Here is a 23212-nt window from a genome sequence, read left to right as displayed (position 1 = left end):
TCGTCACCGGTCCTCTCGGGTGAACGTGAGCTGCGAGACGTCGAGGTAGCCACTGGCGAAACCGGCCTGCGAGTAGGCGAGGTAGAAGTGCCACGCCCGCATGAACATGTCGTCGAAGCCGAGCGACAGCACGGCCTCGCGCTGACCGAGGAACCGACGGTCCCAGCGGCGGAGCGTCTCGGCGTAGTGGCTGCCCATCGCGAGCTGGCCGGTCAGGCGGAGCGAGGTCTCGGAGCGAGTGACCTGGTCGATGACCTCGACGCTGGGCAGGAAGCCGCCGGGGAAGATGTACTTGTTGATCCAGGTGTGGCCGTCACGCGTGGCGAGCATCCGGTCGTGCGGCATGGTGATCGCCTGGATGGCGACCCGGCCGCCGGGTGCGAGCACGCGGTCGATGGTGCTGAAGTAGGTGCCCCAGAACTCGTGGCCGACGGCCTCGATCATCTCCACCGACACCACGGCGTCGTACGTCGCCCCGGTGGCGGCGAGCGCGCGGTAGTCCATCAGCTCGACGTGGACGCGGTCGGTGCAGCCGGCGGCGGCGATGCGCTTCTCGGCGAGCTCGAGCTGCTCCACCGACAGCGTGATCGAGTGGACGGTCGCGCCGCGGCGGGCGGCACGGATGGCGAGCTCGCCCCAGCCGGTGCCGATCTCGAGCACCCGGGTGCCCGCGCCCACGCCGGCCTCGTCGAGCAGGCGCTCGATCTTGCGGCCCTGGGCGTCGGCGAGGTCGGGGTGGTGCTGCGTCGGGTCGGCGGTGTCGGTGGGCTCTGGTGGAGTGGCGACCAGGTGGTCACCGACGGATCCGGGGCCCTTCCCGGCGGGGACGAAGGAGGTGTCGAAGAGCGCGGACGAATAGCTCAGCGTCTCGTCGAGGAAGAGCGCGAAGAGGTCGTTGGACAGGTCGTAGTGGTGCGAGATGTTGGCCTGGCTGTTGGCCTCGGTGCTGCGCTGGTGGTGGGGCAGCCGGGGCATGACGAGGGCGCGGAGCCGCTGCAGCGGCTCCGGGACCAGGGTGGCCATCCGGGCCGCCGGCACCGTGAGGAAGCCGGCCAGGTCGTCGGCGTCCCAGGCGCCGGTGAGGTAGGCCTCGCCGAAGCCGATGAGGCCGTCGCGGCCCACGCGGGCGTAGAACTCCTCGGGCCGGTGCAGGCGCATGACGGGCCCGCCCTGCCCGTAGGTGCGTCCGGTCGGCTCCTCCACCACCGTCACGTCGAGACGGGCGACGGCGGCGCGGAAGAGGCGGCGCGCGACGGCGGCCGAGACAGCGGTGCGGGGTCCGGACGGGAGCTGCTCGAGGGCAGGCATGCCCTGGGTGCGGGTGTCGTCGGGACGGTTCTTCTCGAGGGTCATCGGACGCCCTCCTGTCGGTGGGTCGGTCGGGGACGGATCGGCAGCCGGCGGGTCCACAGCCAGATGCCGTGCGCACGGATCAGTGCGCTGCCGCGCAGCGTGGCGCCGAGGGTCCGGCGCAGGGGTACGTCGCTGCGGGTGCCGGTGAGACCGGCGCTGAACGACGCCGCGCCGCCGTCGTGGCCGCGCAGCGTGACCGCGATGTCGAGGCGGTCGGTCGGGATCGGGACGGCGACGTCGTACCAGCCGTCGACGCCGTGGAAGGGCGAGACGTACATCGCCTTGTCGGTGCGGGCCCGCCCCTGCTCGTCGGGGTGGACGAGGTAGGCGTGGCGGTCGCCGTAGGTGTTGTGCACCTCGACGACGACGCCCGCCTGGCGCCCCTGGTCGTCGAAGCACCAGAAGACGCTGATCGGGTTGAAGCAGTGCCCGAGCGAGCGCGGGTGCGCGGCCATCAGGATCGTGCCGGGACGCGCGCCGTCGCCCAGCGAGACGCCGTTGTCGGCGAGGAACGACTCGACGTTGTGCCGCAGGCTGCGCTCGGGCGAGCCGAGGTGGTCACGCGCCTCGAACCGCGCCAGCACGCCGTGGTCGGGCAGGTCGTCGAGGTCGACCAGCCAGAAGGTGGAGCGGTGCTCGAAGCTGCGCCGCCACGGGGTACGCCGGGTGTGGCGGATGGTGGTCTCGAAGCGGCCCGGCCGGGGCAGCGCACGCGCGGGCCGCACCCAGGGGAGGCCGAGGTGGGTCGCCGCGGCGAGGCCAGAGCGCGCGCCGTCCTCGTGGAACCCCCAGCCGTGGTAGGCCCCGGCGAAGGCGATCCGCGCGGTGTCGATCTCGGGCAGCCGGCGCGAGGCCGCGACGGACTCCGGCGTGTAGAGCGGGTGCTCGTACTCCATCCGGTCGATCACGCTCGCCGGGTCGACGAGGTCCTCGCCGCCCAGGGTGACCAGGTAGTGGGTGTCGGTGGGCAGGCGCTGGAGCCGGGTGAGGTCGTAGGTGACCGTGACGCCCCCGGAACCGCCCGCCGGGCGGTGGAAGTTCCAGCTGGCGCGAGCCCCCGGTGCGTCGGGAAGGAGGGAGGCGTCGGTGTGGAGGAGCGCGGTGTTGCTGCTGTAGGGCAGGGCCGACAGGACCTCGCGCTGGAGGTCGGTCGGCGACTCGAGCATGCCGAGGGCGTGGGCCGGGTGGGTGGCGACGACGACCGCGTCGACGCGGGTGGTCGCGCCGCTGCCGTCGGTGACCTCGACGCCGTCCGCGAGCTCGCGCACCGACGTCACCTTGGTCTCCAGGCGCACCTCCTGCAGGCCGGCGGCGACCGCAGCGACGTACGTCGCCGAGCCGCCCGTGACGGTGCGCCACTCCGGCGAGTCGAAGACGCCGAGCATCCCGTGGTGCTCGAGGAAGGTGAAGAGGTAGCGGGCGGGGTAGTCGAGCGAGGTCGCCGGGTCGCACGACCAGACGGCCGCGACCAGCGGCTCCATGAAGTGCCGGACGAAGCCGGCGGAGAAGCCGCCCTCGCGCAGGAAGTCGCGCAGCGTCTGGTCCTCCCCGCTCGTCGGGGTATCTAGGGACGAAATGGTGGCCGAATCGGCCGATTTGCCCCCAGATCGTCCCGAACTACCCCGCGTACCGGCGGAGTTGCTCGCCGCGCCGTCGGCGAGGAGGGCCTTCGCGCGGCGGTGGAAGCGCGGGATCTCCAGCAGCATCCGCCAGTGCTCGCGCGAGCGGAGGGACGAGCGCTGGGCGAAGAGGCCGCGCGGCCCGAGCGCGCCGGCGTACTCCACGCCCGTGCCGGCGTCGCTGACCGACAGCGACATCTCCGACGGCTGGGTGGCCACGCCGAGCTCGCCGAAGAGGCGCAGCAGCGTGGGGTAGGTCCGGCGGTTGTGCACGATGAAGCCGGTGTCGATGGCGAGCTCCCCGTCGGGGGTGGTCACCCGGTGGGTGTCGGCGTGGCCGCCGAGCCGGTCGTCGGCCTCGTAGAGGGTCACGTGCGCGGTGCGCGACGCGATCCAGGCAGCGGTGAGCCCCGCCACGCCGGAGCCGACGACGGCGATCCGGCGTGGCACGTCAGGGGTCACGTCGACTCGGTCAGGTCGAAGACGGCGATCGGGTCGCTCGTGGGCTGCTCGGAGCCACCGTCGGGTTCGACGGTGATGCCGACGGCCGCGGCCGCTGCGGCGGAGCCGTCGAGGACGACCGTCTGGTCGGCGGCGTCCGGCATCAGCCCTGCGGAGACGAACTCGTCACCCTCGATGAACCACAGCTCGTAGTCCTTGCCCGACGGCGCCGAGACCATGTCCTCGGTGGTGATGACCGCACGGTCCTGGGCCTTCGAGCGGACGACGGTCGCGCGGCCGGCCTCGCCGAGGTCGACGGACACCTCCTCGGCGTCAGGAGCCTGCAGGACCTGCTCGGCCGCGGTCAGGCGCTCGGCGTCGTCGGACGGGGCCCACGGCTGCGTCACCAGGGCGCCGACCCCGACGATGAGCGCGAGTGCCGCCGCGACCAGAAAGGGCACCCAACCCCGCCCCCGAGCTGCCGGGCGAGCGGCGTGCGTGGGGGAGGCGGGCACCTCCGGAGCGAGCGGGCGGACCTGGGAGATGCCGGCGAGGACCGAGTCGCGCAGCGACGCCGGAGGCGTGACGGCAGTGGTCTCGGCGAGCAGGGCCGCGGTCTCGCGCAGCTCTGCGACCTCGGCGCGGCAGTCCTCGCACTGGGCGAGGTGCTGCTCGAACCGGGCGCGCTCGAGCTCGTCGAGCGCGTCCATCGCGTAGGCGCCTGTGAGCTTGTGGACATCCATCTCGCTCATGAGGCAACTCCCATCAGGTCCCGCAGGCGGATCAGTCCGTCGCGTATTCGGGTCTTGGCCGTCCCCAGTGGGACGTCCAGCAAGGTGGCGACCTCGGTGTGCGTGTAGCCGCCGAAGTAGGTGAGCTCGACGGCCTGGCGCTGCACGTCGGTCAGTGTGGCGACCGCGCCGCGCACCCGAGCGGCGTCGAGCGAGGCGTGGACGGCCTCCGCGGTCTGGTCGTGGTCGGTCGGTGCTGCCTCCCGGTTCCACGTCTCGTCGCGAGCCGTGGCGGCCTCGACCGAGCGGACCCGGTCGACGGCCTTGCGGTGCACGATCGTCATCAGCCAACCGGCGGCGCTGCCGCGCGCGGCGTCGTACCTCGTGCTGGAGTGCCAGGCGTCGAGGTAGGCCTCTTGGGTGACCTCCTCGGCGTGCGCCGGGTTGCGGACCACGCGGAGGGCCAGGCCGTACGCCCGGGCCGACGTCGCGTCGTAGAACGCAGCGAAGGCGGCCTCGTCGCCCAGTGCCGCCTGCCGGAGCAGGTCGGCGAGGCGGGCTGCTTCGCTTCTCTTCTCGTCGCCCCCGGACGGGGCGCCCTGGGGCGCCCCGTCCGGTACGGGCCTCACGTGGTCCACGTCGTCATCCTTGCCTAGTGATCGTCAGGAGACGCTCACATCTCCGGCATCAGGACCTGGTCGACGACGTACACGGTGGCGTTGGCGGTCTGCACGTTGCCGCAGACGACGCTGGCGTCGCCGATGGTGAAGTCCTCACCCTCGCCCTCGACGGTGAGCATGTCACCGGCCAGGGTCTCGTGCTCGCCCGCGACGTCCTCCGGGCTGAGGCGCTCACCGACCACGTGGTGCGTGAGCACGGTGGTCAGCATCTCCTTGTCGGCGAGGAGGGCGTTGAGGTCCTTCTTCGGGATCGCGGCGAACGCGTCGTCGGTCGGCGCGAACACGGTGAGGTTCTCGGCCGAGTTGAGCGTGTCGACCAGGTCGGCCTCGGTGACCGCGGCGACCAGCGTCTTGAGGAGCGGGTTGTTCGAGGCGGCGGTGGCGACCGGGTCGTCGGCCATGCCCTCGACGGAACCCTCACCGGAGGTGGGGACGCCGGCGCAGCCGGGGCCGAACGGAGCGTCGGCGGCCATCGGCTCCTCGGACTCCATGGGCTCCTCGGACTCCGAGGTCTCGGACTCCATGGGGGCCTCGGACGTGGTGGACTCGGCGGCGTTCTCGGTGTCGCTCTCGTTGCCACAGGCGGCCAGGCCCATCGACGCGGTCAGGGCGAGGGCGGCGAGGCCCATGGAGCGGGTGCGGAGCTTGGTGTTCATGGCACTGCCTTTCGGTTGGAGCCAATCGGTGGGCCCGTGGGCCCGCTGTCGGGAGGTGTTCGGGGCCGCGTGGCGGGCGGATGGGTGATTCTTCAAAAAACTTTGGACAATCCTTAGACACGTCTCGGCGTGCGAGCGCCGGGCGGTGAGTGACGCAGGTTCCGGAGGCGCGGAACCTGCGTCACTCACCGCCCGGCGATCGGGGGGGAGCGGTGCGGAGGGTGGCGGAGCTGGCGGGCGCTCAGGAGATGAGGACCGAGATCTCCTGCAGCCCGCTCGACCCCTCGGGGAAGGGCCGCATCCGGACGTCGGTCTGCACGTCGCCGTCCTTGTTGGTGGCGCGACAGGCGATCAGGTGCCGGCCGGGCTCGGCGTCCCACTCGTAGTACCACTGGCGCCAGTAGTCGTCGGTGACCTGCGGGCCGAGCTCGGCGGGCTGCCAGGCGCCGCCGTCGACGCGTACGTCGACCTTCTCGATGCCCACACCCTGGGCCCAGGCGATGCCGCCGATGACGACCTTCCCCGCGTCGGTCTCCGACAGCGGCTTGGGGGTGTCGATGCGGCTCGAGAGCTTGATGGGGGCGTCGACGGCCCAGTCGCGCTCGGTCCAGTACGCCTGCTCGGCGTCGTACGTCGTCAGGGTCATCCGGGTGATCCACTTGCACGCGCTGACGAAGCCGTAGAGACCGGGCACGACCATGCGGGCCGGGAAGCCGTTGGCACGCGGCAGCGGTCCGCCGTTCATCCCGATCGCGATCATCGCGTCGCGACCGTCGAGCGCCACGTCGAGAGGCGTCGAGATCGTCATCCCGTCCACGTCCGTGGACAGGATCTGGTCGGCCTTCGTGGCGTCGATGCCGGCGCGCTCGAGCACGGCGGCGAGGGGTACGCCGAGCCAGCGGGCGCCGCCGACGTAGGGGCCGCCGACCTCGTTGGAGACGCACGTGAGCGTGATGTCGCGCTCCACGGTGTCCATCGCGGCGAGGTCGTCGAAGGTCAGCGTGACCTCCTTCTCGACGTCGCCGTCGATGGTCAGGGTCCACGAGTCCACGTCGACCGTCGGGAGCGTCAGGCGGGTGTCGACGCGGTAGAAGTCCGCGGTCGGCGTCCGCAGCGGCGTGATGCCGTCGTACGTCTCCTCCAGGCCGGTGGGGAAGGACGACGCGGGGTCGGTGGCGACCGGCAGGGCCACGTCGGTCCCGCCGAGGCGGTAGGACGTCACCCAGCGACCGAGGCCCCCCATGGCCACTGCAGCCGCAGCGAGTGCGCCGGAGGCCAGCACGACCCCGCGTCGTGACGGACCGTCGACCCCCGGCGACGGGTCCGCAGTGCCCTGGCCGTCGATGCGGTGCAGCCACCACAGCGCGGTGGCACCGACAGCGGCGGCGACCAGGGCAGGAAGGAGGTCCAGCGGCCCGGAGCCCGGGCGCAGGACGGCGAGCACGCCGGCGACGCCGGCGAGGCCCACGATGATGAGCAGTCCCGGCGTCTCCCGGCGCGCGGTGACCACGCCGGCAACCGCGGCCAGCAGCAGCACGACGACGGTCACCGAACCGACGAGGATGAGCTTGTCGGCGCTGCCGAACTCGCGGATCGCCCACGCCTTGAGCGGGGTCGGCGTCAGGTCGATGACCGTCGAGCCGACGGCGAGCACGGGTGAGGCCGCCGGGACGGTCAGCGCCGCGACGAGGTGGGCCGCTGCGAGACCGACGACGGTGGCGAGCACGCCGTACGCCGCGTGGCGCAGGGCGCGCGGCCGGGATCGCTGGTCGAGGGAGTGCATGGGTCGTGTTCGGAGCGACCGGGCAGGCGGATGGGCCTTGGTGCGAGAGGGTGCTCTCCATGACTGACGTTTCGCGGTCGGTCCGTCGCCGCCCCTAGCCTGTGCACGTGTTAGGACCGGAAGTCGTCGATCGGCGCGATCCCACCCACGAACGGCGCTCCGGTGTCCGCACCGACATCCAGCTTCTGCGCGCCTTCGCTGTGCTGGCCGTCGTGGTCAACCACCTGGCCCCGAACCGGCTCACCGGCGGTTACCTCGGTGTCGACGTCTTCTTCGTGATCTCCGGCTTCCTGATCACCTCCCACCTCGTGTCAGAGCTCGAGCGGGAGGGCCGCGTGCGGCTCGGCAGGTTCTGGGCGCGACGGGCCCGTCGCCTCCTCCCGGCGTCGCTGCTGGTGCTGGCCGCCTGCGCCGCAGCCACCGTCGTATGGCTCCCGCAGACTCGCTGGACCCAGGTGATGGACGAGATCCTGGCCAGCGCCCTCTACTTCCAGAACTGGGAGCTCGCCGCCTCGGCGCAGGACTACTTCACCTCCGCGCAGACCGCTTCGCCGGTCACCCACTTCTGGTCGCTCTCGGTGGAGGAGCAGTTCTACCTCGTCTGGCCGCTGCTCGTCTTCGGCATCTGGTGGCTGGTCTCGCGTCGCACCCGCACGGCGTCGCTGGGCGCTTCCCGACACGTACGCCGACGTACGCTCGCGATCGTGCTCGCCGCCCTCGGCGTCGCGTCACTCTGCTTCGCCGCCTGGTCGGTGGGCGCCCACCCCGACGCTGCCTACTTCATGACCCCGGGACGCGTCTGGGAGTTCGCGGCAGGCGGCACCCTCGCCGCGCTGGCCGCGACGGCGCCTGCGCCGGGTCGGCGCGGCCGGCTCCTGGCCGTCCCCGGCTGGATCGTCATGGCCGGCAGCGTGTGGCTCTTCGGCGAGGACTCGGGCGTCCCAGGCCCCCTCACGCTCCTGCCCGTCGCCGGGTGCGCACTGGTGATCTGGTCGGGCCGTGCGTCCGCGGGTGAGGCCGTTCCGTCGGCGCTGCGCGCGCCTGTCTGGATCGGGGACATCTCCTACTCGGTCTACCTCTGGCACTGGCCCCTCATCGTGTTCGCGCCCTACGCGCTCCAGAGGCCGATGACGCCCGCGATGGCCGTCGGGATCTTCGCCGCGACCCTTGCGGTGGCGCACCTCAGCACTCGCTTCGTCGAGGATCCGGCGCGCCGGGCCAAGGTGCTCGTCGCGCGCTCCTCGGCTGTGTCCCTCGTCGCGGCCGGCGTGGCGATGGCCGCTGTGGCCGGAGCCGCGGCGTACGTGCCCACGACGATCGCGAAGGACTTGGCGACCGTGCAGGAGCAGATGGAGGCGCTCGTCGACTCAGGAGGCCCCTGCGTCGGAGCGGCCGCTGCATCGGCGACGTGCCCGGACTCCCACGCGCCCGCCATCGCCAACGCGTCGCTGCTGACCATCGTCAACTCGCCCTACTACCCCGCCTGGGGCGCCACCTGCCAGGTCGAGCCCGAGGACCCCGAACCCGCGCCGTGCCAGTTCGGGGTGCCGCCGGAGGACGCCGGCCACCGGCTCGCGCTCGTCGGCGACTCGCACGCGGGTCATTGGGCGGCGCCCCTCGACGTCATCGCCCGCGAGCGTGGCTGGAACGTCACGATGCAGGTGAAGTCCTCGTGCCTCCCTGCGGGCGGCGATCTCCGTGCCTCGTGGGCCAGTGAGCCGATGGTCGCGAGCTGCAACGAGTGGGGCGACGTCGTCGGCACCGCGTTGGCTGACGATCCCGACCTCGACGTCATCGTGATGTCCGGCATCTCGCGCGACTACGCCAGCGACGCCGCCGGCGGCGTGGTCCGGCACCTGCGTGCCCTGTGGGCGCGGTGGGTCGATGCCGGCAAGCAGGTCGTCGTGATCGCAGACCCGCCGGCGCTCGGACTCGGGTCACTCCCGGACTGCCTCGCTGTCACCACGACGCGGGACCCCTGCACAGCACCGACTCAGGATGTGCTGACGCCCGATCCGCTCGTCAAGGCAGCGCGCGGGCAGCGCGGCGTCACCCTGGTGGACCTCACCGACGTGATGTGCGACCGACGACGATGCCACGCCGTGGTCGGTGGCATCCCGGTCTACGGCGACCAGAACCACCTGCTGCAGTACTTCGCTCGCACCCTGGCACCGCTGGTCGCCGAGAGACTCGCGACGATGCCCGGTCTCCGCGACGGTCAGGGCAGGTAGCCGGGGACGTCCTCGAGCCGACGGAGGAACGCCTCCCAGGAGAAGTCCTCGGCGAGGATCGCACGCGCGGCCTCGGCCCGTCGGCGCGCCTCCTCGGGCGAGGCGATCACGTGTCGGAGTGCAGCGACGTAGGCGTCCACGTCATCGAAGGACGTGATCGGCCAGCCCACCCGATCGTCGAGCACCTCGGGCACCCCGCCGACCAGCGGGCCCATGAACGGCACCTCTCGCGCCATCATCTCGAGCATCGTGTTGGGAACGCCCTCGGTCTCCGACGTCATGAGGAAGAGGTCGATGTCCACCAGCGGCAGGTCGTCCACCGACCGGTAGGCCGCATGGAACCTCGCCCCGAGCGCTTCCAGGCGCGCGATGGAGCGTGCGGTCTCGGCAGGCGACGCGGTGACCGGCTCGCCGTAGACGGTCCAGTCGACGGCGAGGCCGGCGGCCGCCGCCGCCTCGGCTACGTCGGCCAGCAGGTCAAGGCGCTTCTGCCGGTCGAAGCGGGCGGCCCACAGCACGCGCAGCGGGCTGCCGGACTCGCGGGCCGGTCGCTCTCGGCGCGGCGGCAGGTGCACGGGCTGGCGCAGTGGCAAGAACTTGCCCGGGTCCATCCGGTAGATCTCGTGGAACTGGTCGACCAGCGCCCGGCTGTCGACGATCACCCGGTCCACCGCGTCGAGGTAGTCGGACGGACGTCTCAGCAGGTGGCTGTTGAGGCCGCCCTCGGGCCCGAGCTCGATGGTGAACGTCGACAGGAAGAGTGCGCTGTGCGCGCCCAGGGACCGCTTGTAGACCTGGACGGCGTCGAAGGCCTCGGGTGAGTTGAACGCATGCACGGTGCCTGGGCGGAGCTGCGTCACGAGCATCGCGACGAGGCGGCAACGCTGCGCTGGCGTGAGGGTGCCGTAGCCCTCGTACGACGGGAGGTCGACCACGCGTACGGACGGGTCGATCAGGTCGAGCCGGTCCGACGGGCCATGGGTGGTGACCACGACCACCTCGGCGTCGGGCCGCAGCTGCCGGACGGCGCGCGCGTAGTGGGCGAGCAGGAGGTCGCCGCCGCCGAGCCGGACCCAAGGGGCGAAGAAGGCCACGTCGGGCCGGGTCCCCTCGAGCGCGGCGACCGCGTGCCACCAGGCCGAGCTGCCGGCGGTGAGGCTACCGTCGGCGGGTGGTCCGACGTAGTGGAAGTCGCGTAGCACCTCGTCCGTTGGCACGGGGATCCACGGCTCGAGGCGGTGCATCGCCCTCCACTCGTTCGCCAACACGTCGTCGACATGGACCGGCGTGTTCCACGTGTGCTCAATGATGTCGAAGGTGGCACGTCGTTCCTCATCGATTCCCCACTCGAGGTAGTGCTGGACCAGGTGCTGGTCATCGTGGTGGGTGAGGTCCGCGTGCCGGTCGCGGTAGGCGTCGAGGTCGAGCTCGGCGAGCGCAGCCAGCTCGTCGGGGGTCAGCCGGGCCCGGCGTCCCTCCCGGCGTCCCTCGTCCAGCCAGTGCAGACGGACCGCGGACCGTTCGCGGAGCTCGACGACATCGGCGTGGAGGGCCCGGTAGTGGTCGGCGCGGAAGCGCTTGGGTCGGAGTGCCTCCAGCTCCTCGGCCGTCAGCCAGCCGCGCGGCCGCTCCGCGGCGTGCGAGCGGAAGTGATCGATGGCCTCAGCGTCGGAGAGCTCGCCGAGGTCGTAGAGGTAGCGGTAGTGCGCCGGCTCGACGAAGCCGGGGCGCACCCGCGCCAACGCCTCTCCGCGTCGGCTGAGCGCGGCCGGCGGTCGAGGGTCGGTCCGTCGGCTGCCGTCGACCGCTTCGCGGGCGAGTCTGCGCAGCAGCGGGATTCGCCGCACCGTGCGCCCGCCTCTGCCCCCCACGGACAGGAAGGAGCGGGCCAGGTCCGGGTCGGTGAGCAGGGGGGTCTGGTGGATCAGGCTCCCTCCGGCGCGGTGGGCGCCCATGAGCGACCCCGTCAGCTTGGCTCGGTAGAACAGCGCGGTGTCCTTCGCCGCGAGGTGGGGGACGCCCGCGTGCACCACCAGCGTGTTCCAGTGCCAGTCCTCCGGACCGAAGCCGCTGTCGCGGCCGGTGGGCGCGTAGGGGTGCTCCTCGAAGACCTGGCGCGCCGCCAGGCAGCACGCGTCCCAGTAGTTCTGGTCGAAGAAGTTCTCGGCCCGGAAGGCCTCGTCGTCGGTGGACCACTGCGGCCACACGGCCGTACGTCCCTCGAAGATGACGAGTGTCGCGGGGTGCACCACGCACGGACCATCGTGGGCCACGGCCGTGCGGTGCCCCGCCAGCAGCCAGTTCTCCGAGGGGAGGTTGTCGGCGTCGAGCACGGTGATGAACGGCGCAGTGGCCCGGGCGACGCCCAGGTTGCGAGCCAGCCCCAGGTCGGCCACCGACACCTCGAGGACGGCGGTGCTCGCCACCGCGGAGATGTAACCCTCCGGACCGATTGCCTCGTCGAGGATCGCCCGGGTGGGGTCGTCGCCGTTGTCCAGGACGGCCAGCACCTCGACGTGCAGGCCGGCAGCGGCGGCGTGGGCCACCGCCCGGTGCAGGGCGCGGAGCGTGGGATGTGCCAGTGCCCCCTCGCGGTGGGCGTTGAGGATGACGGTCAGGTCAGCGTCGTTCACGTCGCGGGTGCCTCCAGCCAGCCCTGAAGCCGGGCCGCGACGTGCTCCACGAACCCGGCTGACGAGTGGTGCTCCTCGACGCGGGCCCGGGCGGCGGTGCCCATCAACGACAGCTGGCTGGCTCCGACGGTCGCGGCTTGGCGCACCAGCTCGGTCAGTGCGGCCAGGTCGCCGGGCTCGCACAGCCACCCGCTGACGCCGTCCTCGACGAGCTCCGGAACGCCGAAGACCGACACGGCGGCGACGGGACGACCGGCGAGCATCGCCTCCAGCATGGTGCGGGGCATCGACTCGACGTCGGCAGCCGACACCAGCACGTCCGCTGCGGCATACCACCGCATCACGTCGGGGTCGGAGTCGATCACGTGGACGTGCTCGAGGCCGGCGTCGCGAACGTAGTCACGGACGGCCTGGGCGTAGGCGGTGTCGGTCGCTCCCACCATGTAGAGCGAGGCGTGGTCCGCGACGGCCCCGAGCCGACGGAAGGCGCGCGCGAGGGCGAGCTGACCCTTGCGCGGCTCCACCGATCCGACGCACAACAGCACGCGGCGGTCGAGGGGGATGCCGAGATCTGCACGCGTGCGGTCGCGCGGCGATGCCGCGAGCAGCGCATCGGTCGCGGCGATGTCGAGGCCGTAGGGAACGAGTGCCGCGGCCGCAGTGGGGACGAGGTCGGCGTAGAGCTGCCGGGTGGACTCGGCGACGAAGAGCACCTCGTCGCTGCTCGCGAGCGCCTCGCGCGTGGCGGCGAGGACGGCCGGGTGAGCCGGGCGGTTGAGGTACTCGTGCCAGAACACGGCCGGCGCGAAGCTCTCGTGGAGGGCCCATGCGGAGGGGATGCCGAGGCGTGCGGCGGCGAGGACGGCCGGGTAGCTCACGAGCGTGTTGGCCAGGCAGGCGGCGGCGCCGTGCTCGAGGGCGAAACCCGCGATGAGCCGGATGCGGGTCTCGAGCAGCTCGGGTGTCTCCGGCGGCGGCCCGACCACGAGGACGGGAGCGCCGTAGGTCGTCTCGACGTGGTCGAGCAGCGGTCCGGCACTGCCCGCCACCACGCACATCTCCACGCCGCGCTCGTGCAGTCCCCGCATGACGTCGTCGAGGTAGTTCTGGGCGCCACCGATGCCGAGGTCGTGCGCGGCGACGAGAACGCGGCGTCCAGGCGGGAACGCGCCCCGGAGGGCGTCGAGGTGGCTGGCCAGCCGCTCGTGATTCAGGTCGCGGAGGCGCTCGCTCCGATCGGAGTCGACGTGCTGAGCGACCGGGATCCGGGAGGTGGACAGCTCGACCTCCGTCCCGTCGGTCGCCACGGCAGTGACCCGGAGCGTCACCTCGGGCTGACCCGCCGGGACCTCGAGCATGGCCGCGAAGCCGCGCGCTCGCTCCTCGGCCGGCGCGTCCGGGTCCGCGGTGCTCGGCAGGCTGTGTCGGGCCCGCTCAGGGGTGTTGTCGTCGAGCTGCACCTCGACCCGTGCCAGCGCGGGCAGCACGTCGACAGTTCCCGTTACTCGGAGCGTGCCGGGCTCGACCTCGTCGGGCAGGGTGACCTCGCCGCGGACGATCCCGCCCTGGGCGACGTCCACCGTGCGCTCGTCGAACGGAAGAAGGACCGATCCTTGGTCCTCACCCTTCCGCGTGGGCCTGCGGACCAAGGCGTGTGCCGAGATCGTCACCTCGTCGCCAACCCTGCCGAGGTCCACCACGGCGGACCAGCCAGACCTGAGTGGAGCGCTGTCGTGGGCGGTGGCGACGTCCTCGCGCTCGAGGTCGCACTTCGCCGTCCCGACGATCCGCCCGTCGGCGAGGATCACCACCAGGGCGACCTCCGAGCGCTGGTGGAAGACCCACCCGCCCACCACGGCACGCTCCGGGCGCTCGATGGTCGCGATCGGGAGGTCGAGGGAGCCGCGCAGTCCGCGGCGCAGGTTGGGCCCCGGTCCGCCCCCGGGAGCGGGGTCGCTGGTCATCGTTGCGGGGCTCTCTGCGCGGTCGACACGTTGCGCATTGTTGCAGCACGCGTCGGGTGCTCCCGTCGTGTCGCGGCCCGCGGCGGGTCGTGCGGCAGGATGCACGCCATGACCGCGCCGACCGACCACGCCCCCGCAGAGCTGGTGCACTACGCCGTGGCCGACGCCGTGGCCACGATCACCCTCGACAGCCCGGCCAACCGCAACGCCCTGAGCCGACAGCTGGTGACCGAGCTGTACGCCCACCTCGAGCGGGCCGGCGCCGACCGCGACGTGCGGGTGGTGCTGGTCGAGAGCTCCGGCAAGGTCTTCTGCTCCGGCGCCGACCTCACCGAGGCGTCGACCGACGGCATGGCGGCCGGCACCCGCCGCATCGTGGAGCTGCAGCGGCTCATCGCCACCCTCGACAAGCCCGTCGTCACCAAGAACCTCGGCGCGGTCCGCGCCGGCGGCATCGGCATCGTCGCGGCGGCCGACATCGCCGTCAGCGCCGACGACGCCACCTTCGCGCTCACCGAGGTCAAGCTCGGGCTGGCTGCGGCGATCATCAGCCTCACCGTCCACCACCGGATGAACCCGCGGGCCGCGGCCCTCACCACGCTCGGCGGTGAGGTGTTCACCGGCGCCGAGGCAGCGGCGTACGGCCTGGTGACCAAGGCGGTCCCCGCCGACGACCTCGACGCCGAGGTCGCCGCGCTGTGCGCCAGCCTCGCGACGGGGGCGGCCCAGGGGCTCCGTGAGTCCAAGCGCATCCTCAACCGTGACCTGGTGGCGCGGATCGACGCGCTCGGCGAGGAGATGGCCGAGACCAGCACCCGGTTGTTCGCCTCCGACGAGGCGCGCGAGGCGATGACCGCCTTCCTCTCCCGCAAGAAGTAGCGCGCGACTGCATCCGACGGCGGCCGCGGCGCGGAGAAGTGAGGAAGACCCCGCGTCGCAGGAGGCCGCCATGGACGTCCCCGGGAGGTTCCCGTGACCCCCACCGCTCCCACCACCTGGCTGCTGCTCGTCGCGGCCGCGCACCTCGGCTTCCAGCTGACCGTCGCCGCCGTGGTGTACCCCGCCCTCCGCGAGGTCGGGGACGACGCGTGGGCCGGGGCGCACGAGCGGCACTCGCGACGCATCGCGCCGCTGGTGGGCGCGCTCTACGTGCCCCTGGTCGTCGCGCTGGCCTGGGCGGCCACGAGCGAGCCGGACGCGGGAGGCACGTGGCTCGCGCTGGCGGGTGGGGCGCTGTCGGTGGTCACGACCGCCGTGCTCGCCGCTCCCATGCACGGCCGGCTGGCGACCGTGGCGGCGGCGGAGCGCCCCGAGCTGCTCGGCGCCCTCGGGCGCGTGGACCTGATCCGCACGGTCGGCGCGGTGGTGTGCCTGCTGGGCGCCGTGCTGCTGCTGGCGTGAGGTGCTGACGTGACGGTCCCTCGGTCCATGATCCGCGAGAAGTCGGTGGTCGTCGGTGCTCGCCGGTACGCTTGTCCGTCTGTCCGGGACCGTTGGACAGTGGTCATCGGGGGATGAGGAGCAAGAGTTGAGCGAGGAGCTCGAGGCGCGGGAGATCGCGGCGGAGCAGCAGTACGTCGACGAGGTCTACGTGCAGCTCGAGGCGTCCATGGTGAACGCACGGGCGCTGGCGACCGAGGGACGCAACCGCGGCAAGCTGGAGCACGAGGGCGGCCTCGTCGAGCGCGACGCGATGGTCTTCCAGGCCGCCAAGCGCATCGCCCAGCTCGACGCCGCCCACGAGGGGCTGGTGTTCGGCCGGCTCGACCTCGACCCGGCGATCGACGCCCAGCCGCGCTACATCGGGCGCATCGGCGTGCGCAACGCCGACCGTGACGTGCTGCTCATCGACTGGCGCGCCCCGGCGGCCGGGGTGTTCTACCAGGCCACGGCCGCCACCCCGTCCGGTGTCGTACGACGCCGCGTGCTGCGCTCGCTGCACCGCACCGTGATCGGCGTGGAGGACGAGCTGCTCGACCAGGAGGCCGAGACCGACCTCCCGATCGTCGGCGAGGGCGCCCTGATGGCGCAGCTCTCCCGCGCCCGCGACCGCTCGATGCACTCGATCGTGGCCACGATCCAGGCCGAGCAGGACCAGGCGATCCGCGCGCCCGGCAAGGGCGTGGTGTCGATCTCGGGCGGACCCGGCACAGGCAAGACGGTCGTCGCGCTGCACCGCGCGGCCTTCCTCCTCTACTCCGACCGCCGCCGCTACGAGGGCGGTGGCGTGCTCGTCGTCGGCCCCAGCGGCGTGTTCATGCGCTACATCGAGCGGGTCCTGCCGAGCCTCGGCGAGACCGCTGTCGCGCTGCGCTCGCTCGGCGAGGTCGTCGGCGGCATCCGCGCCACCCGTCACGACGAGCCGGCCGTCGCCGACGTCAAGGGCGCGACCCGGATGGCCGAGCTGCTGCGCCGCACCGCGCGCCAGCACGCGCCCGGCGCACCGACCAGCTTCCGCATCTACTGGCGCGACGAGACCATCGTGCTCGACCCCGGCCTGCTCGGGCGGCTGCGCCGCCAGCTCATGTCGCAGGGCCGCCGCAACCGCCAGCTGCCGCGGGTGGCCAAGACGCTGCTCGACGCCATGTGGCGCCAGGTCGCCGGCGAGCGGGGCAAGGAGCGGGGTCGTGAGGCCTTTGACGACGACATGCTCGGCCACGCCGGCTTCGTGGAGTTCGCCTCCGCCTGGTGGCCGCCGCTCGACGCGCAGACCGTCTTCAGGTGGCTGCGGGACCCCGACTTCCTCGCCCGCGTCGGCGAGGGAGTGATCAGTCGCGAGGAGCAGCTGCTGCTCGCGAAGTCGTGGGCGGCCGACGACCTGTCCATCGAGGACGTGCCGCTCGTCGACGAGCTGCGCTACGCCATCGGCGACGTGCCGCAGCGCAGCGACGACGAGCGCGACCTCGACGAGACGGGCCTGCTCGAGGGCGGGGTCGACCTGCAGGAGCTGACCACGATCTCCGAGCGGGAGTACGCCCCCGGCGGCCTGGCCTGGTCGGCGCCCACGCACCGCATCGAGGACGACGGCTACGCCCACGTCCTCATCGACGAGGCGCAGGACCTCACCCCGATGCAGTGGCGGATGGTCGGTCGCCGCGGTCGCACCGCGAGCTGGACGATCGTCGGGGATCCCGCCCAGTCGTCCTGGCCCGACGCCCCCGAGGCCGCCGCCGCGCGCGCCGAGGCGCTGGAGGGCAAGGAGCTCCACGAGTTCCACCTCTCCACCAACTACCGCAACTCGGCCGAGATCTACGCGTTCGCCGCCGACTACGCCCGCCGGGTGGGGCTCGACGCCGACCTGCCCGACGCCGTACGCCGCACCGGTGAGGAGCCGCAGGTCGTCGGACCCGTCGACGACCTCGAGGCCGCTGTGCGGCAGGCGGTGACGACGACCGCCGACCGCGTCGAGGGCACCGTGGGCATCGTCGTGCCGGTCGCCCGGCGCTCGGAGGTCAACGCCTGGCTGGCGTCGTGGCCCGAGCTGGCCGACGCGGCGCCCAACGCCCGCGCGGCTGTGGACTCGCGCGTCACGCCGAGCGGCGAGGACCGGGTCGTCGTACTGACCGGCCTCGACACCAAGGGCCTGGAGTTCGACGGGATCGTGGTCGTCTCCCCTCAGGAGATCGAGGACGAGTCGGCCACCGGCCGGGCGACGCTCTACGTGGTGCTCACCCGCGCGACGCAGCTGCTGACTACCGTCGGCTGAGCCAGGCGGCTGCCGCCGGGTCGCTGGCTCCGGGCCGGCGTCCCTTCAGGTGTCGCGCCAGTCGAGCACCTCGACCTCGGTGCCGCCTGACGCGGCAGTCTGGGAGATGGTCCGGAAGAGGACCACCACCAGTCCCAACGTGACCAGCTGGAGCATGGCAAGGACCCCGAAGATGATCACCATGGCGACCAGCACGGACCCCACGCCCAGGAACGTGCCGTGGACGATCGAGGCGATGCCGACGGCCATGCCGTAGGAGCCGAGCGCCGCCACGGTCACGGCTATGACGACGGCCATGCGCGGCAGCAGCCCCCACGGGTTGGCGAGGAGCAGCAGGAGTGCCTTGTGCCAGAGCTGCGAGCGCGTCCACCGTGTCGACGCTGATCCGTCGGCACGGTCGAGGACCGGTGAGGGGAACGTCTGCAAGCGCGTCGAGATGCCCTGCACCAGTGGCACGATGGGCACGATGCCGAGCTGTGGGTTGCGGGCGAGCCTGCGCGCTGTGTGCGAGGGGAGCGCCAGGTACTCCCCGAGCGACGGGTCGAACCGGACTCCTGTGAGCCCGGCGATCACACCGAGGCCGACCGTCCCTACCGTGGTGGTTCGGCTCCGGCGGTAGCCAGTGCGGCGGGCGATCTGGGGCACACCCGTCTTCATGCAGTCCGCCAGGATCTTCGGAAGCGACGACGGGTCGTGCTGGCCGTCGGCGTCCATCAGGATCACCACGCCGTCGGTCGGACCCATCTCGCGGATCCCGACGGCCTGTGCCGCGGCCTTGCCCTGGTTGTGGTCGAGGCGGATGCCCCCGACCGTGATCGGCAGGTCGAACTCCTTGGCCCGGGAGATCTCGCGCCAAGTGCCGTCGTTGCTGCCGTCGTCGATGAACACAGCCACGACGTCCCAGCGCGTCTCGTCGACGAAGACCTGAGCGAGCGCCTCGACCATCGGCAGCACCGACTGCTCCTCGTTGAAGCAAGGAAGCAGCACGTGGACCGGGACCCGGTCCGCCTTCCCGCCCTCTGCCCTGGATGGTGCATGTGGGCTAGGCCGCCCCGAGGTCGTGGTCGCCTCCTGCATCCCGGGAGTCTCTCACAGGCCGATTTCTCGTCCGGGTGGGCTCGGCAGGGGGTCGGTGGGCGTGGCGTGTCGCCGGTCGGAGGCCTGTCCTAGTCCCCTCCTGGGGCTCTCGCCGTCGCGGCGTAGCTCACGGGCAGGAGCCACTGGGTGTCGAGCCAACCGATCGACTGGACCATCCTGGCCGCTTCGGCCATGAGGTCTCCCGCAGCGATCCGTCGCTCGTCGCGACCGTCGTCGGCACTCCCCAGGAGCCATCGCAAATGGTGCAGCAGCGCGGCAATGGTGCTCGGGGAGTCGTTCATCGGCTCGATGTCGACCGCCTCGAAACCGGCCTTCTCCAGCACGTGGCGCAATCCGTAGGGGGTGTAGCGGTAGTAGTCGTGCGGGACCTCGTGGAGATACCAGGTCAGGGGGACCGTGACGACCAGGGATCCAGCGGGCCGGAGCACGCGGCGGAACTCGTGGAGTGCGGCCACGGGCTCGGCGAGGTGCTCGAGCACCTGGGTGCACACGACCGCGTCGACGGAACCGTCTGCCAGCGGCAGGTCGTGCGCTGGAGCGACGTGGTCCACGGGCGTCACGGGCGTGTAGAAGGAGCCGTTCCAGTCGGTGGTGCGGTAGTCGTGGGCGGCGAACAGCTCGCGGTAGGGGGCTTCCCCGGCGCCGACGTCCAGCACGGTCGAGCCAGCTGGCAGGTCGGCGATGGCGGAGCGCAGGAATGCGACGTGTGGCTCACGGGCCACTGGTGACTCCGCAATGAATGCGCGGAGCTCAGGCGACAGCTCGTCCATGATCCTCACTCTCGTGCGGCTTGATCAGTCCGAACCCTAGCCACGGGCGCATGCGTCCGGCGTGAACACGAGGGCGTCGCCGGGTTCATCGGTCGGCGGGACGATCGGCAGCCCGGTGGCGTCGAGGCCGGGCTGGCCGGGTCCGTCCACGGAGTCGAGGGCCAGCCAAGCCTCGTACTGGATGGCGAAGGGAGTGGACGTCCCGATGATGCCGTACTCGTCATAGCTGAGGAGCGGGCTGGTCGAGTCCTCGAAGTAGCTCTGCCGAAGGGGCGTCCCTGCCGCCACCGGCTCGGCCTGCCGCATGGCGCACCGGGCGGTCTCCCAGTCGACCTCGTTGGGTGCGGCGAAGTAGTCGACGGCGCGATGGTGGGACGCCACACCGGCGGACGCCACCGCGACACCTGCGGCCACGAGCAGGGGTGCTCCCAGGACGGCCCGCCGCTCCCAGGCGGCATTGATGCCAACCGCGGCGCAGCAGCCGGCCCCTACCCACAGGACGAGCTGTGCCGCGGCGATGAGGCGGTAGCTGGCCCAGAGCTCGCCGGGGACGATGACGAGAGCCGCGCACAGCCAGCAGACGACGACCACCGCGGGCAGCGCGAGATGGCGCGGCCCCCGCACGAGCGCGAGGAGGAGGAGCACGATGACGACGGCGGCGGATTGATAGGCCGTTGTCGGTGACCATGGCACGGAGAGGTCGACCGTGCGCGGCAGGAACTCCTCGGTGAACCACGCGAAGCGCTCGCTGGCCGTCGGGCCGGAGATGCGGTCCAGGGCGTCGCCGCTGCGCCACGTCACGAAGACCAGGTTGAGGGCGATGGCCCCCACGACCATCAGCCCCACCAGGACGGGGTCGCGTAGGCGCGCCCCCTCGCGCCGAGCCCAGAGAGCCGCCGTCCCCAAGGCGCTGGAGAAGAAGGCGATCGGGGCGAAGTGCTGGTAGCTGAAGGCCGACAGGAGCACCAGCGCGGCCACGACCGCCCAGCGCCACGGCGTACGCCCCCACGTCGCGCACATGCCTGCCGCGACAGCTGTGCCGAAGGCTGGCATCTGGCCCGCCATCACGCCCCAGGTGACGGCGGACGGTGCGGCGGTCGTCGTGACGGCCACACCAGCGACGCCGACGGCAAGCACGCGTGCAAGCCATCCGCTGCTTCCGACGACGGCCATGGCGAGGACGCCGCACAGCGCGGCGCCGGCCGCCACCACGAGCGCCGACACGAGCCTGAGCAGGACGAGGTCAGCCACTTCTTCGGCCCGGGGAAGCACCCACTGGTACAGGAACGCGGGTACGGGGCGCCCGGCGTTGAACCACACCGCCCCCAGCCCCGAGTCGAGCGTGTCGGTGCGGACGTCGTGGACGTAGATGTAGTCGTCGGACCTGCCGTAGGTGCCGAAGATCGCCGACCAGTAGATGACGAGGGTGAGGGCCAGGGTCGCCGCGAACGTCAGGAGGGACGCTGTCACCCAGCTGCGTGCTTGGTCCGGGAGGGCGGACCGGTTCGCACGCCGGCTCGTCACGACGGATCGATCCTCATGATCGCGAACGCGTTCATGTTCCACGACGGGACCTTCGCGAACGGGAAGTAGTCGACGGTGAGGCGTCGCCGAGGCTCCACGGCGGCGCGCACGAGCGTTAGGACGCGGTTGAAGGGGTTGAGGTGCTCGATGGCGTTGACGAGGACGTAGTCCTTCGCCGGCACCCCGTGCTTGCGGGCCACCCGCTGCGAGACACCGCGGCGGAAGGCGCGCGCGAGGAGCCCGGGGTCGCAGGGGACGAGCATGTCGATCACGCCGTCGGGGCGACACACGCGCTGCCACTCGTGGATGGCGCCGAAGGGGTCGGGGAGGTGGATGAGCAGGCACGTTGCGACCACGCGGTCCACTGACTCGTCGTCGAGGTCGAGGCTCATCGCGTCGGACCGGCGGAACTCCAGATCGGCGGGACCGCTCCCCGCGAGCACGGACTGGTAGACGGGGTTCTCCGTCGGTACCCGGATGTCAGTGGCGATGTAGCGCTTGCGAGCGTGCGTGACGAACGGGTAGTGCTCGAACCGGCCGGCACCGACCTCCAGGGTGAGCGGAAAGTCGCGGTGTCCGCGGCCGTGCTCGAGCCGCTTGTGCATGACCGACGCGGCGCCGCCCAGACAACCCGCACCGTGCACCGAGGCGTAGTGACGCTCGTAGTAGTCGTCGACGAACTGCTCCGCGCGCGGTCGGTGGGTCGACCTTCGACTGGGTCCCAGCGGACCGTCCCCCAAGTCCTCCATGGTCGGCAAGTGTTCCACAGCAGCTGGCCGCGCTTCTGAACAGCATTGCGACTGGAGGAGGTCGACCACCTGCTCGGTCGAGACGGGAGATCCCGACGGTCGGTGGTGGCACGTAGCCTTGACCGCTCAGGTCGCGGTCCCACCAGCTCACACGTTTCCAGGAGGGTGATGTCCCTGCTCGCTCGCGCCCTCGGCACGGCCGTGACGGCGCTCCTGCTGATCGTCGTCGCCGACGCGCCTGCCGGGTTCGGCGGGGGCCCGCGGGTCATCGACGCCTTGGACCCGACCCCTGAGTCGGCTCCGGAAGCCACGCCCGAGGCCACTCCGGTCTCGGGCTGGGAGACCGTCTTCCGCGACGACTTCGACGGCCCCGCGGGATCGGTGCCCGCACAGTGGCACACGATGTTCGGCCAGGACGCCGCGTTCCACGACGGGCAGGGCCGGCTCAGCGTGGACCGGTTCTCCCAGATCCGCACCAATGCCGGCTGGACGCTCCCGGCCGGGGCAAAGGTGCGCGTCACGGCCAGCATCCTCATGCCCGACACCGGCATCAGCTACGCCGCATTCTGGGTCCAGCACCCCAACGGCATCGATCCGCGCGAGATCGACGTCATCGAGAGCTACGGTCCCCTCAAGCCCGCGGGGGCGCAGCTCGGGTCGCACATCTGCTACGACGACACCCCGGAGACCGCCGTCAACGCGTGCGCGGCCACCGGTCGGGCGCCGGAGCTCTTCCCGGTGACCCCCTTCTTCTCCTCCGGGGTCGAGCCGTGGCACACCTGGTGGGCCTACGCGGCGGAGTTCACGATCGGCGGTGACGTCACGCGCTACACGGCGAGCGACGTCCAGGGCAGCAACGCCTACGAGATCACCTCGACACCCGATGTGCGCCGTGTGCCCGGCAACGCGGTGCCGTTCCACCTCCGACTGTCCAACAAGCCCGTCCAGCCGGAGCACGCTGTGCCCGGCGGCTCCCGCACCACCATGCTCGTCGACTGGGTGACGGTCGAGGTCGACCACCCCTAGCCTCGTCCGCGGCGGTGTTGGGCACCCCGGGGCCGGGACTGAGACGCCCGATCGGTCCCGGTGCAGCCGCCCGTAGGGTTTCGACCATGAACCAGCCCCCCGCCGTCCGCGACCTCCTGGAGCAGGTCCAGGGGTACGGGGCGTGGGCGGTCATCCGGCGCAAGGCTTCGCCCATGAACCAGCCCCCCGCCGTCCGCGACCTCCTGGAGCAGGTCCAGGGGTACGGGGCGTGGGCGGTCATCCGGCGC

17 protein-coding genes are annotated in these 23212 nt (G+C 72.0%); 5 read left to right on the top strand and 12 right to left on the bottom strand.

Translation table 11 applies throughout. The annotated features are described in order from the left end of the window. Window positions 1-3: 3 nt before the first annotated feature. The 6 genes from Q1B24_RS08850 to Q1B24_RS08825 all read right to left on the bottom strand — a co-directional run bounded on the left by Q1B24_RS08850 (window position 4) and on the right by Q1B24_RS08825 (window position 7263). On the bottom strand, window positions 4-1353 hold the full coding sequence (locus tag Q1B24_RS08850; RefSeq protein WP_299926495.1) for a cyclopropane-fatty-acyl-phospholipid synthase family protein: 1350 nt from the start codon (window positions 1351-1353) through the stop codon (window positions 4-6). After that, complete coding sequence (locus Q1B24_RS08845) at window positions 1350-3434, bottom strand: FAD-dependent oxidoreductase (RefSeq protein WP_299926492.1); 2085 nt, start codon at window positions 3432-3434, stop codon at window positions 1350-1352. The genes Q1B24_RS08850 and Q1B24_RS08845 overlap by 4 nt, the downstream gene beginning before the upstream one ends. Then, window positions 3431-4165, bottom strand: a complete 735-nt coding sequence (locus tag Q1B24_RS08840) for an anti-sigma factor (protein ID WP_299926489.1) — start codon at window positions 4163-4165, stop codon at window positions 3431-3433. Before Q1B24_RS08840 ends, Q1B24_RS08845 begins: the two co-directional genes overlap by 4 nt. Next, the gene (gene sigK, locus Q1B24_RS08835; RefSeq protein ID WP_299926486.1) at window positions 4162-4782 is read right to left on the bottom strand and encodes an ECF RNA polymerase sigma factor SigK; all 621 of its coding nucleotides are present in this window, start codon (window positions 4780-4782) and stop codon (window positions 4162-4164) included. The genes Q1B24_RS08840 and sigK overlap by 4 nt, the downstream gene beginning before the upstream one ends. Before the next feature lie 35 nt (window positions 4783-4817). Continuing rightward, the gene (locus Q1B24_RS08830) at window positions 4818-5480 is read right to left on the bottom strand and encodes a fasciclin domain-containing protein (protein WP_299926483.1); all 663 of its coding nucleotides are present in this window, start codon (window positions 5478-5480) and stop codon (window positions 4818-4820) included. 241 nt (window positions 5481-5721) lie between these two features. Next, complete coding sequence (locus Q1B24_RS08825; protein WP_299926480.1) at window positions 5722-7263, bottom strand: molybdopterin-dependent oxidoreductase; 1542 nt, start codon at window positions 7261-7263, stop codon at window positions 5722-5724. A 107-nt stretch (window positions 7264-7370) separates the two neighbouring features. Between Q1B24_RS08825 and Q1B24_RS08820 the strand changes: the two genes are divergently transcribed. After that, the gene (locus tag Q1B24_RS08820) at window positions 7371-9494 is read left to right on the top strand and encodes an acyltransferase family protein (protein WP_299926477.1); all 2124 of its coding nucleotides are present in this window, start codon (window positions 7371-7373) and stop codon (window positions 9492-9494) included. On the opposite strand, the gene Q1B24_RS08815 is transcribed toward Q1B24_RS08820, so the two are convergent. Together Q1B24_RS08815 and Q1B24_RS08810 are read right to left on the bottom strand one after the other, a co-directional pair. Then, window positions 9482-12127 carry a glycosyltransferase gene (locus tag Q1B24_RS08815; RefSeq protein WP_299926475.1) on the bottom strand — a complete coding sequence of 882 codons (2646 nt, stop codon included), beginning with the start codon at window positions 12125-12127 and terminating at the stop codon, window positions 9482-9484. The two genes, Q1B24_RS08820 and Q1B24_RS08815, sit on opposite strands and share 13 nt — an antisense overlap. Next, window positions 12124-14091, bottom strand: coding sequence for a glycosyltransferase family 4 protein (locus Q1B24_RS08810; protein WP_299926472.1), 1968 nt, complete (start codon window positions 14089-14091; stop codon window positions 12124-12126). The genes Q1B24_RS08815 and Q1B24_RS08810 overlap by 4 nt, the downstream gene beginning before the upstream one ends. A 108-nt stretch (window positions 14092-14199) precedes the next feature. On the opposite strand from Q1B24_RS08810, the gene Q1B24_RS08805 reads away from it, so the two are divergent. From Q1B24_RS08805 to Q1B24_RS08795, 3 genes are all read left to right on the top strand, one after another. After that, window positions 14200-14970, top strand: coding sequence for an enoyl-CoA hydratase-related protein (locus tag Q1B24_RS08805; protein WP_299926469.1), 771 nt, complete (start codon window positions 14200-14202; stop codon window positions 14968-14970). A gap of 93 nt (window positions 14971-15063) precedes the next feature. After that, complete coding sequence (locus Q1B24_RS08800; RefSeq protein ID WP_299926466.1) at window positions 15064-15492, top strand: hypothetical protein; 429 nt, start codon at window positions 15064-15066, stop codon at window positions 15490-15492. Window positions 15493-15619: 127 nt separating this feature from the next. Next, window positions 15620-17797 carry a UvrD-helicase domain-containing protein gene (locus Q1B24_RS08795; RefSeq protein ID WP_299926463.1) on the top strand — a complete coding sequence of 726 codons (2178 nt, stop codon included), beginning with the start codon at window positions 15620-15622 and terminating at the stop codon, window positions 17795-17797. A 45-nt stretch (window positions 17798-17842) separates the two neighbouring features. Here Q1B24_RS08795 and Q1B24_RS08790 read toward each other — a convergent pair whose 3' ends face one another. The 4 genes from Q1B24_RS08790 to Q1B24_RS08775 all read right to left on the bottom strand — a co-directional run bounded on the left by Q1B24_RS08790 (window position 17843) and on the right by Q1B24_RS08775 (window position 21938). Beyond that, window positions 17843-18874, bottom strand: a complete 1032-nt coding sequence (locus tag Q1B24_RS08790; protein ID WP_299926460.1) for a glycosyltransferase family 2 protein — start codon at window positions 18872-18874, stop codon at window positions 17843-17845. Between the two features lie 89 nt (window positions 18875-18963). Then, window positions 18964-19665, bottom strand: a complete 702-nt coding sequence (locus Q1B24_RS08785) for a class I SAM-dependent methyltransferase (RefSeq protein WP_299926457.1) — start codon at window positions 19663-19665, stop codon at window positions 18964-18966. A gap of 36 nt (window positions 19666-19701) precedes the next feature. Beyond that, entirely contained in the window at window positions 19702-21135 is a 1434-nt protein-coding gene (locus Q1B24_RS08780; protein WP_299926454.1) for a hypothetical protein, read from the bottom strand. A gap of 50 nt (window positions 21136-21185) precedes the next feature. After that, window positions 21186-21938, bottom strand: a complete 753-nt coding sequence (locus Q1B24_RS08775) for a methyltransferase domain-containing protein (RefSeq protein WP_299926451.1) — start codon at window positions 21936-21938, stop codon at window positions 21186-21188. A 168-nt stretch (window positions 21939-22106) separates the two neighbouring features. Here Q1B24_RS08775 and Q1B24_RS08770 point away from each other — a divergent pair, with 168 nt between their 5' ends. Beyond that, on the top strand, window positions 22107-22964 hold the full coding sequence (locus Q1B24_RS08770; protein WP_299926448.1) for a hypothetical protein: 858 nt from the start codon (window positions 22107-22109) through the stop codon (window positions 22962-22964). Window positions 22965-23212: the final 248 nt, after the last annotated feature.

This window comes from uncultured Nocardioides sp. (genome assembly GCF_947488025.1).
In the GTDB taxonomy this organism is placed as follows: domain Bacteria; phylum Actinomycetota; class Actinomycetes; order Propionibacteriales; family Nocardioidaceae; genus Nocardioides.
The sequence above is the reverse complement of the archived record's forward strand: the minus strand, read 5'-3'. Positions and strand labels throughout refer to the sequence as shown.

Bases quoted from the DNA above. Each gene is read 5' to 3' on its own strand.
- Q1B24_RS08850 (WP_299926495.1), bottom strand. From the start codon at position 1,353: ATGACCCTCGAGAAGAACCGTCCCGACGACACCCGCACCCAGGGCATG.
- Q1B24_RS08840 (WP_299926489.1), bottom strand. From the start codon at position 4,165: ATGAGCGAGATGGATGTCCACAAGCTCACAGGCGCCTACGCGATGGAC.
- Q1B24_RS08830 (WP_299926483.1), bottom strand. From the start codon at position 5,480: ATGAACACCAAGCTCCGCACCCGCTCCATGGGCCTCGCCGCCCTCGCC.
- Q1B24_RS08825 (WP_299926480.1), bottom strand. From the start codon at position 7,263: ATGCACTCCCTCGACCAGCGATCCCGGCCGCGCGCCCTGCGCCACGCG.
- Q1B24_RS08810 (WP_299926472.1), bottom strand. From the start codon at position 14,091: ATGACCAGCGACCCCGCTCCCGGGGGCGGACCGGGGCCCAACCTGCGC.
- Q1B24_RS08805 (WP_299926469.1), top strand. From the start codon at position 14,200: ATGACCGCGCCGACCGACCACGCCCCCGCAGAGCTGGTGCACTACGCC.
- Q1B24_RS08790 (WP_299926460.1), bottom strand. From the start codon at position 18,874: ATGCAGGAGGCGACCACGACCTCGGGGCGGCCTAGCCCACATGCACCA.
- Q1B24_RS08785 (WP_299926457.1), bottom strand. From the start codon at position 19,665: ATGGACGAGCTGTCGCCTGAGCTCCGCGCATTCATTGCGGAGTCACCA.
- Q1B24_RS08775 (WP_299926451.1), bottom strand. From the start codon at position 21,938: ATGGAGGACTTGGGGGACGGTCCGCTGGGACCCAGTCGAAGGTCGACC.
- Q1B24_RS08770 (WP_299926448.1), top strand. From the start codon at position 22,107: ATGTCCCTGCTCGCTCGCGCCCTCGGCACGGCCGTGACGGCGCTCCTG.